Annotated in this window: 10 protein-coding genes; 4 read left to right on the forward strand and 6 right to left on the reverse strand. The window is 68.2% G+C overall.

Annotated elements, in window-relative coordinates; all coding sequences use genetic code 11:
* Genes ACIA58_RS10360 through ACIA58_RS10370 form a run of 3 tightly spaced genes read right to left on the reverse strand, consistent with a single transcriptional unit; the run spans position 1 to position 3329 of the window.
* On the reverse strand, positions 1-357 hold the full coding sequence (locus ACIA58_RS10360; RefSeq protein WP_396403277.1) for a DUF1048 domain-containing protein: 357 nt from the start codon (positions 355-357) through the stop codon (positions 1-3).
* Entirely contained in the window at positions 354-680 is a 327-nt protein-coding gene (locus ACIA58_RS10365) for a PadR family transcriptional regulator (RefSeq protein WP_396403278.1), read from the reverse strand. The genes ACIA58_RS10360 and ACIA58_RS10365 overlap by 4 nt, the downstream gene beginning before the upstream one ends.
* Positions 681-731: 51 nt before the next feature.
* Positions 732-3329, reverse strand: coding sequence for a GNAT family N-acetyltransferase (locus ACIA58_RS10370; protein ID WP_396403279.1), 2598 nt, complete (start codon positions 3327-3329; stop codon positions 732-734).
* A gap of 243 nt (positions 3330-3572) precedes the next feature.
* Between ACIA58_RS10370 and ACIA58_RS10375 the strand changes: the two genes are divergently transcribed.
* Positions 3573-3929 (forward strand): SIP domain-containing protein, encoded by a 357-nt coding sequence (locus ACIA58_RS10375; RefSeq protein ID WP_396403280.1) that lies wholly within the window; start codon positions 3573-3575, stop codon positions 3927-3929.
* A gap of 10 nt (positions 3930-3939) precedes the next feature.
* On the forward strand, positions 3940-4419 hold the full coding sequence (locus ACIA58_RS10380; protein ID WP_396403281.1) for a GNAT family N-acetyltransferase: 480 nt from the start codon (positions 3940-3942) through the stop codon (positions 4417-4419).
* Here ACIA58_RS10380 and ACIA58_RS10385 read toward each other — a convergent pair.
* Positions 4367-5200: a protein kinase gene (locus ACIA58_RS10385; RefSeq protein ID WP_396403282.1), complete on the reverse strand. Its 834-nt coding sequence runs from the start codon at positions 5198-5200 to the stop codon at positions 4367-4369. The two genes, ACIA58_RS10380 and ACIA58_RS10385, sit on opposite strands and share 53 nt — an antisense overlap.
* A gap of 191 nt (positions 5201-5391) precedes the next feature.
* The gene (locus ACIA58_RS10390) at positions 5392-7149 is read right to left on the reverse strand and encodes an ABC transporter ATP-binding protein (RefSeq protein WP_396403283.1); all 1758 of its coding nucleotides are present in this window, start codon (positions 7147-7149) and stop codon (positions 5392-5394) included.
* 237 nt (positions 7150-7386) lie between these two features.
* Between ACIA58_RS10390 and ACIA58_RS10395 the strand changes: the two genes are divergently transcribed.
* Positions 7387-8058 (forward strand): sensor histidine kinase, encoded by a 672-nt coding sequence (locus ACIA58_RS10395; protein WP_396403284.1) that lies wholly within the window; start codon positions 7387-7389, stop codon positions 8056-8058.
* Complete coding sequence (locus tag ACIA58_RS10400; RefSeq protein WP_396403285.1) at positions 8055-8687, forward strand: response regulator; 633 nt, start codon at positions 8055-8057, stop codon at positions 8685-8687. The genes ACIA58_RS10395 and ACIA58_RS10400 overlap by 4 nt, the downstream gene beginning before the upstream one ends.
* Here the strand turns inward: ACIA58_RS10400 and ACIA58_RS10405 are convergent.
* Positions 8671-9288 carry a TMEM175 family protein gene (locus tag ACIA58_RS10405; RefSeq protein WP_396403286.1) on the reverse strand — a complete coding sequence of 206 codons (618 nt, stop codon included), beginning with the start codon at positions 9286-9288 and terminating at the stop codon, positions 8671-8673. The genes ACIA58_RS10400 and ACIA58_RS10405 overlap by 17 nt on opposite strands.
* Between the last annotated feature and the right edge of the window lie 116 nt (positions 9289-9404).

Here is a 9404-nt window from a genome sequence, read left to right on the forward strand (position 1 = left end):
TCAGCCTCCTAGCCGGCCCAATTTCCGTGCGACGTTCCGGTTCAATTGCGCGCGCCAGCGGTCGCGAAAGGTGCGGGCGCCTTCTCCGCCGGCCAGCGCCGCGCAGAATCCCTGCACGTCGTCACCCAGTACGTCGTGAATGCTCTGCCCGTCCGCCGCCGTCTCCTCGAGCAGTCCCAGAGCGCCGTCGAGGATCGGCATCAGGTTGCGACCCGTGAAGCCCGCGTACGGCGAGAGGTGAGCCTTGATCTGTTCCCACGCGGCGCGGTAGTCGGCCGGCAGTTCCGCGGCCCGGACCTCGAACGCCTTGTATTCCCTGGTGAGGTCGTTGCCGGTAATGGTGTCCCAGAAACTCATCTCTCACCCTCCTTGAGTTTGTCGATTCGCGATGAGAGGTAGTCCCATTTCGCCCAGAATCTGCCGAGTTCGTCGCGCCCCGCGTCCTTGAGTGAATAGAACTTGCGCGGCGGCCCCACCCCGGACGGCCGCTTCGTCACCTGCACGAGCCCGTTCTTCTCCAGTCGCAGCAGGATGGTGTAGACCGTCCCCTCGACGACGTCGACGAAGCCGAGCTCGTTCAGCCGGCGCGTGATGGCGTAACCGTAGGTCTCCTCCCGGCCGATGATCTCGAGCACGCACCCCTCGAGCGTGCCCTTCAACATCTCGGTCAGGTCATCCATCGCGCTGTCCTCTTCCCAGTACTGCGTAGCACCGAGTACCACTATACGGTATCACCGAGTAGCTGAGGTGGCGCGCAGGAAGGCGAACCGGGCCGTCTTCGTCGTGCCGTCGGGCTGGGGGATCTTGGCTTCGGGGCCGAGGGTGAAGCCCGTGCGGTGGAAACGGTCGATGGCGCGCGTGTTGCGGACGTCGGGCTCGACCACCAGGCGTGGATGCCCGAGGTGCACGAATACGAACTGCGCAAGGCCCGTCAGCAGGCCGGCGGTGAAGCCCGGCCGCGGGTCGCCGGGTGCGATCAGCAGGTGCAGCCCCAGATCACCGGCCTCGACGTCGTACGCCGCACCCGCCGGATCGGCCTGTGGGTCATAGGTCTGCAACAGCGCGACCGGCGCGCCGTCCAGCCGCACGACGTACACGTGATGCGTCGGCACCGAGTCCAGGAACTCGTAGATCTCCGCGATCTCCGCACGCGAACGCTCACCCATACCCCAGTACGTCGCGCGCTCGGCCGTCACCCACTCGTGAATCAGGTCGAGGTCCCGCTCCGGATCGGCCTCCTCGACGCGGACCGTGCCGAAGCCGTCCACCGCAACGGTGTAGCTGCGATCCTCACGCTCCGTCGCACCGACCGCCCGAGCCAATGCCCCGCGCAACCACAGCGGCAGTTGGTCATGATGATGCGGATCCCCGAGTACGCCGGACGCGCCGAGCGGAACCACCCACCGGCTGGACGTGCGATCCGCCAGGTCCCAGGCGTACCGAGCCGCCGACGCGCGGATGCAGACATCGGTCAGACCGGGCAGGCTCGACGTCGACATGACGCAGTGGTGATCGCCCGACAGCCCGAGATCGAGCGGCTCCTCGTCCCGCGCGAACACCGGACCACGCAGTGCATGCAGCGGCGAGAGCTGATGCGTCTCGCTCCACGGTGGCCGAGGTCTCCGGGCCGCAACCTCTTCCAGCGCCTCGCGCGCCAACCAGGTGAGGTCGATCCCTGGGAGCCGGGCGGCGACGAGGTTCTCCAGGGCGTACGAAACGTGTGTCAGCGGATCCATCCACGGTGCGAACAACTCGGTGACCTCGGCGTTCTCGAGGACGGTGAAGTGGTCGGTGAGCCGCGAGACGATTGCCGTGCGGAGCGCCGAGTACGACGAGGCCGTCGTGCTCGCGGCGTCCATGTGCCGGTCCCAGGCGAGCAGTTCGGTGCGTAGGGCAACGGCTTGCGAGGAGAGGTCGTCGAGGTCGGTGAGGAGGTCGAGAACGGCGCCGGCCGAGCCGAGGAACGTGTCGGTGTGGATGGACGGCATGTCGTCGACCGACCAGTCGGTGCGGGCGTTCACCAGCTCACGGATCCGGTCGGCGCGGTGGGGCGTGGCGAACTCGACACCCAGTGACGCCGCCAGCTCGCGCGCATTCGCCATCACTGCGGGCCCGTTCACGGCTTCCCGTGGCATCGGGTCGTGCCACCCGTCCCACTGATGGTCGGCCTCCCACGCCGGCACGACGCGCAACCTGTTGCTCGGGTGCCGCCGCGGTACGAGCCCCGCCGTACGGTGCAGCAGCCCACCCGCCGTGTCGGCCGCGAGCACGACATTCACCGGCTCCACCCACTCGTCGAACGCCGAGTCGACATCGGCCACGGTGGTTGCCCGAAGCAACCGAGCCATCACCTCGAAACCAAGCCGCCCCGTGACCCGGGGTGGATAGCGCAGCGAGGTCGCCGACCCGGCCCCGGCGCCCGCGGTGCCGCTCATGATCACCGGACCGCGTTCGGTCTCGATCACCTCGACCTCGAGCGGATCGGCGCCGGCGACCTCCACGACCTCGGTGTGCGCCGCGGCGGACTTCCAGCCGTCCGGTCCCAGGGCTTCGATTCCGGAGGCGGTCCGGCGGAGTTGCTCGGCGTACAGGTCCTGGTAGTCGGCCATCGCGTTGGTGATCGCCCAGGCAACCCCGCCGGTGTGGCCGAAATGGGCCAGGCCGGGGATACCGGGCACGGCAAGCCCCAGTACGTCGTACTCCGGGCACGTCAGCCGGATCTGCTGGTAGACGCCCGGGCTCTCGATGTACCGATGCGGATCGCCCGCCACGATCGCCTGCCCCGAGGCGGTGTGCGATCCCGGGATCAGCCAGCCGTTGCTGCCGGCGCCGTGCGGCCCCTCCGACGTGAAGAGGTCGACGTGCTCCTCGCCGAGATGCCGCGCGACGTGAGTCCGCCACAGCTTCGTGGGGAACCCGGCGAACAGCACGTGGACCGCGAGCCAGATCCCGAGCGGCGCCCACGGCTCCCACTCCTGCAGCGTCAACCCCGTCTCGGCGAACTCCGGCGCCCGTGCGGCCCCACCCGGCAGCGCATGGTTCACGCCCTCGACGTACGCCCTGACCCACTCCCGCGTCTCGTCGTCGAGCGCCTCGAAGCAGCGTTGAGCCGTGTCGGCCAAGCGCGCCTGCCGCGCGAAGACGTCCCACCCGGCGGCCTCCGCGCCGAGGAACGCAGCGCTCGTCCCGAGGTAGCGCCGGCGTTCGAGTTCGAGCTGCCAGGCCCGGTCGCGGGCAGCGTTCACACCTTGCAGGTACACCAGCGCGAGAGGGTCGCCGGCCTGGAGATGTGGCACGCCGTACGTGTCCCGGAACACTCTCGCATTCACAACGTGCCTCGTTTCGGTTAGGTTAGGCTGCGCTAACTTACAAAGCAGCGATCCGTCTCGCAACAGCAATTGTCGCCGGAGGTGTGGAGTGGGGCACGGCTGGGAAGGCGTGGTGCTCAAGCTGTTCCGCGGGAAGGACTTCGTCTTCACCGTGACGGGTGCCGAACAGGTCACCGAGCGCTACCGCCGGGTGCATTTCACCGACGGCGGCCTCCTGCAGGCGGTCGGCGTCCACCCGACGATGTGGGTGCGGCTCTGGTTCGAGAACGCGGGCAAGCCGCACCAGCGCGCGTACACGCTGGTCGATCCGGACCTCCAGGCCGGCACGTTCAGCCGGCGACGATCTGGTTCGAGACCACTCACGACCTCGACCAGGAGCTGCCGTTCCGCACCGAGGAGCATCACGAGCTCAGGACGGTCCCGCGGTCGCAGATGGTCGACCACGTCAAGGCGGACCTCGAGAAGCTCATCACTCCCGACACCTTCGTCTGGATCGCCTGCGACACCGCGACGACGCGCGCGCTCACGTCGTACGTCCTGAAGGATCTCGCCGTACCGAAGCATCGCGTCAAGTCCCTCGGCTACTGGAAGGCCGCGTAATCTTGCCGGCGTGATCACGCCGCTCGACCTCACCGACCACACCCTCGCCGAGCGGTTGCTGCAGATCCAGCACGCCGCGTACGCCGTGGAGGCCGAGCTGATCGGCTTCGACGGCATCCCGCCGCTCCAGGAAGACCTGGCCGGCCTCGTCGAGTCCACCGAGGACTGGCTCGGCCGATACGACGGAGCCCTGCTGGTCGGCGCGGTCGCCTACGAGCTCCCGGACGACGACACCGTCGAGATCTCCCGCCTGATCGTCGACCCCGCCCACGCCCGCCGCGGCCACGGCAAGGCGCTACTCGACCACCTCGACCAGCTCGAGCCGAGACCGGTCAGCCTGGTCTCGACCGGCTCCGCCAACACCCCGGCCGTCAACCTCTACAAGTCCCGCGGCTACGTCGAGACCGGCCGCACCACGATCGCTCCAGGAACGCAGCTCACGCACTTCCAGCGCCGGCGTACCGATCCAGCCACTTCGGCCAAGGCCTGAGTTCCGCGGCCACCTCCGCGAGGGCGACCAGCACCTCGGCTGTCGTGCCGCGCTCATCAGGCTGCTCGGCCAGCAGTTGCCGGATGACGGAAGCGAGCGGCGATTGCGGGAGTTCGCCATCGTCCGCGAACGGTGCGCCGGTCACCGCCTCGGCCAGCACCATTCCCAATCCGTAAAGGTCCATCGCGGCCGAGACCGGTTCGCACGCCTCCTGCTCCGGCGCGGCGTAGCCCGTGGTGCCGACCGGGTGACCCGCAGGTTGGGTGGATCCGATCGGCCGCGCGGTCCCGAAGTCCAGCAGGATGGGGCGGGCGTCGCGCAGTACGACGTTGTCCGGCTTGAGATCGAGATGGGCCAGACCTCGCTGGTGCAACGAGGCGACAGCGGGCAGCAGTTGCGCACCGAGTACCGCGGCCTCCTCCGCGGCGAGCGCGCCGTTCTCGTCGATCTCCTCGTCCAGTGCCGGACCGTCGACGTACTCGACCAGGATGTGCGGCACCTGATCCCTCGTGCCGTCCATCAACAGGCGTGGCAGCGAGGGGTGCAGGTTCCCCGACAGGGCGGCCGTTTCCCGGCACAGGGTTTGCACCCCGCGCGGGTGATCGACCTGGTGGGGACGGGCCAGCTTGAGCACCGCCGGGCTCCACAGGCGGGGACTCCAGACCAGCCAGGTCTCACACCGCACGCCGACGCCGAGGCGTTCGATCGCGAGGTTTCCGCCCGGGAGCGCGGCACCTTCCGCGAACTCCCACACCGGTTGACCGTCCTCCGGGTCGATCATGTGTTCCTCCAAAGAACGGACGTGGACCGCCGGCCGACGGACCTCCGACGGCCGGCGGACTGCCGAACCTCAGCAGCGGCTGCGGCTACGGCTACGACTACGGCTACAGCTACGGCTCCGCGAGCAACTGTGCTTGTGGTGCCGTCTGTGCCGCTTGTGGTACATCGTCGGTGCGATGCGCGGCATGATGTTCACCCCCTTCCTCTTGCCGTTCGCTGTCGGAGATCTGTGACGGTCGAGGGCTTCGCGATCCGGTCCTGGACAGTCGCGCCGGTGAGACTGACGACGCGGTCCGCGATGGCGGCCAGATCACGGTCGTGGGTGACGACCAGGACCGTGCGATGCGCTGTGGCGGTCTGGATCGCCCTGACCACCGCGGCGGCGGACCGGGGATCGAGCGATGCCGTCGGCTCGTCCAGCAGCACCATCGGGGCGTAGGAGACCACGGCGCGGGCGATGGCGATCCGGCGCCGCTGGCCGCCCGACAGGCGGACGCCGTTCTCCCCCAGAGGCGTGTCGTAGCCGTGCGGCAACCGGCCGATGAACTCGTCGACCTGCGCGTTGCGGCCGGCCTCGAGTACGTCGGCGCGGGTAGCCGCCGGGTTGCCGAAGGCAATGTTCTCCGCGACGGTCGCGTCGAGCAGCCAGGGATCCTGTGGCACGTAGGCGAACCGGCTGCGCACCGTGAGTTGCTTGCAGTAGCGCACGTTCACGCCGTCGATCAGAACCCTGCCGGTGTTGACCTCGTACAGCCGGAGCAGGAGATGGAGGACTGTGCTCTTGCCGATCCCACTCGGCCCGATCAGGCAGACCGTCTCGCCGGCGGCGATCCGGAGGTTGAAGTTGTCGAGCACCGGCTGGTCCGGGTCGTACCGGAAACCGACCTTCTCGAAACGGACATCCTCGGCCAGTGGCGGCGCGGTCCAGGCGCCCACGCGGTCGGTGACCGCCTCGTCGCACTCCAGCACTTCCCGCACCCTGGTGGCGCTGGCCGCCGCCTTCGCCAGTACGGCCGACAGACGGGTCAGGCCACGGACCGGGGAATAGAGGTCACGCAGGTAGGCAGTCACCACCAGGAGTTCGCCGACGGTCATCGCGCCGTCGAGCACGGACATACCGCCGACCACCAGAACCAGCGCCGAGCCGATCGCCAACAGCACATCGGCGACCGGTGTCCAGCGCGCGTCCACCCTGATCGCGTGCAGCTCGGCATCGAGTACGGCGTTGTTGCGCTGGGCGAATTCGCCGGCGGCGTGGTCGATCCGGCCGAAGGCCTGGACCGCGCGAACGTTGCGCAGCAGGTCGGTCGTCGCTCCGGCCAGCCGCCCGGACTCCGCCCGGGCCGTTTGCTGGGCGGCTCTGATCCGGGCTCGTTGACGCACGGCCAGTCCGGCCAGGACCGGCACCACCGCCAGCCCGATCAGGAGCAGACCGGGATCGAAGGCCAGCAGCAGTATCAGGACACCGACCAGCATCACGGCGTCGGGCAGGAAGGACGTGGTGATCGCGACCACGCCGTCCAGCACCCGGCCCACGTCGGTGGTCAGCCGGGACACGAGTTCACCACTGCGCACCCGGTCGTGCCATCGCAGCGATCGGGTCATCGCCCGCTCGAACATGGTGGCGCGGAGCGCGGTGCCGATCCGTTCGGCCGCGCCTTCGGCGGTACGCATGATCACCATCTCGAGCAGACCGTCGGCCACAATGAGAACGACGGAGGCGGCGCCCGCAAGTACCAGCAACTTGGCCGGCGCCGTCCCCGCCAGGAATGCGAGGCGCCCGGTCAGCGGTTTGCCCCCGAGGGCATGGTCCACTGCCAAAGCCAACGGCCACGGACGCAACAGCGTGATGCCTACCTGCAGTACGACGAGAATCGCGGCAGCAGCCAGCGCCGGGGAGTGATGACGGACCGAGGGGCCCGCCACGCTGAGGCTCAGCGGCGCCTTCATCCTTCCACCATCGCGGTGCGATCACCCTTGCGCCATTGCACATTTGGGCTAGCACCTCACGGATTGTGTTGCTTGCCGTAAACCCCCAGCTACAGCGAATTCCGTAATCGCCCGACATCTGCTCAGCCGGGCGGAATGCGCCTATCATCCGGAGTGGGGACAATGGGGGACTGAACGATGGGGGCCATTCTCTGGGGCCGGGCCGCAATTGTGGGACCGGCCATTCTCGTAGTTGGCATGTTGCTCGAACGAATCCGGCGGGTACAGCGGGAGCGGCTGTGCCGCCGCGATCAGTACGTCCGCGACGTCGAACGCCGGCGGCTGATCGGTGAGCTGCACGACGGGGTGCTGCAGGACCTTGCCGGAATCAACTACGCGTTGGAGCGGCTGCAGCTGGGCGGGGTGTCCGCCGACCAGCGCGGCGAGGTGATCGCCGACAGCGCCGTGCGGCTGCGGCACAGCATCGGCAATCTCCGAACCCTGTTGATCGACAGCTACCCACCGGACCTGGTCGACGCGGGACTCGGCCTCGCGCTTACCGGTCTGGCCCGAACCCTCGAACGTGCCGGCATGGACGTCCGGCTCGAGGTGTCGCGGACAGAATGCCTGCCACCCGTCACCTCGGCTCTGATCTTCCGCGCCGCCCAGGAGGCCGTCCGGAACGTCGCCAGGCACAGCGGCGCGCACGAGGTGCTGATCAAGGCCGGACGCCGGCGCGGGCAGGCAACGCTGCTCGTCGAGGACGACGGACAGGGGTTCGACCAGGCCCGGCTGCTGGAACGACACGATGCCGGGCACTTCGGTCTGCAGTCGATCGGCGATCTGGTGACTGCCTGCGGCGGCGTACTGCGGGTCCGGGCCGCGCCGGGCCAGGGCACCAGGGTCGACGTCGAGGTCCCGGTCGGATGATTCGCGTGCTGGTCGTCGACGATCACGACATCGTCCGCGCCGGACTGCACCAGTTGCTGGCCGGCGCCGAGGATCTCGACCCGGTAGGCACCGCAGCAGACGGCGACGCCGGCATCGCGATGGCCGCCGACCTCCATCCGGATGTCGTCCTGATGGACCTGTCGATGCCTGGCACCGATGGCGTCACCGCCACCGAGCGCATCGTCACCGAGAATCCCGGCACGCACGTGCTGGTGCTGACTTCGTTCAGCGACCACGAACGGATCATGGCCGCGCTCGACGCGGGGGCAGAGGGATACCTGCTGAAGGAAAGCAGCGCACACGCGATTCTCACCGCGATCCGTGAAGTGGTCGCCGGTGGTTCGCCGCTGGATCCGAAGGCGGCCCATGAATTCCTGACCAGCAGGCGCCTGTCACCTCAGGAGATCAGCTTCACGACCCGTGAGCAGGAGGTGCTCGAGATGCTCGGTTCCGGTTTGCCGAACCGGACCATCTCCCAGCGCCTCGGTATCAGCGAACGGACCGTCAAGGCGCACCTGACCAGCATCTTCCATCGACTCGGCGTCTCCGATCGAACCCAGGCCGCGCTCTGGGCCCAACGGCACACCGACTTCAGGAGCGGGTCCTGACCTGCTCGAAGCCGTAGTACAGGGCGAGCAGGAAGACGATCAGCAGCGTTGCCTGGGCCGAGATGAACGAGATGCCGATGCAGGCTCCGTAGACCACCGTCCCCATCGAATAACGGACCAGGGACCTGCGCATCTGCGACTTGGTCATCTCGTGCTCGACCAGGTGGTGGCGCAGGACGTGCCACCAGATCAGGCTGAACGCGATCGCCGCGAGCGTCAGGTTCGCGCTGTAGACGGCGGCCGCGACGTTGGCGTTGATCGAGTGGTCCTCGAGGTGCTCGGCGAACAGGCTGGTCGGGAACGGCAGCAGCGTCGTCCACAGCAGCAGCAACAGGTTGAGGAACATCAGCCCGCGGTCCGCGCGCTGGATCTGGCGGAACATCGAGTGGTGGTTGACCCACATGATGCCGAGGATCGCGAAGCTGGTCAGGTACGCCGCGAACTGCGGCCACTCGGCCAGCAACGCCGGCCACAGCCGCTGCCCCTCCTCGAGCTCGGGACTGTGCAACTCGAGGACGAGGAGGGTGATCGCGATCGCGAAGACCCCGTCGCTGAACGCTTCCAGCCGGTTGGTCTCCGCAAGGTCGGACTGAGTGCTCACGAGCACACAGTCTGACCTAGTTGTACTGCCCAGGGAGGTTGGTTAGGCGGGTGATGGGTGGGAGTTTGTTGGTGGCGGTGTGGGGTCGGTGGTGGTTGTAGTGGTGGAGCCAGGCG

The organism is Kribbella sp. NPDC051586, assembly GCF_044453965.1.
Lineage (GTDB): Bacteria > Actinomycetota > Actinomycetes > Propionibacteriales > Kribbellaceae > Kribbella.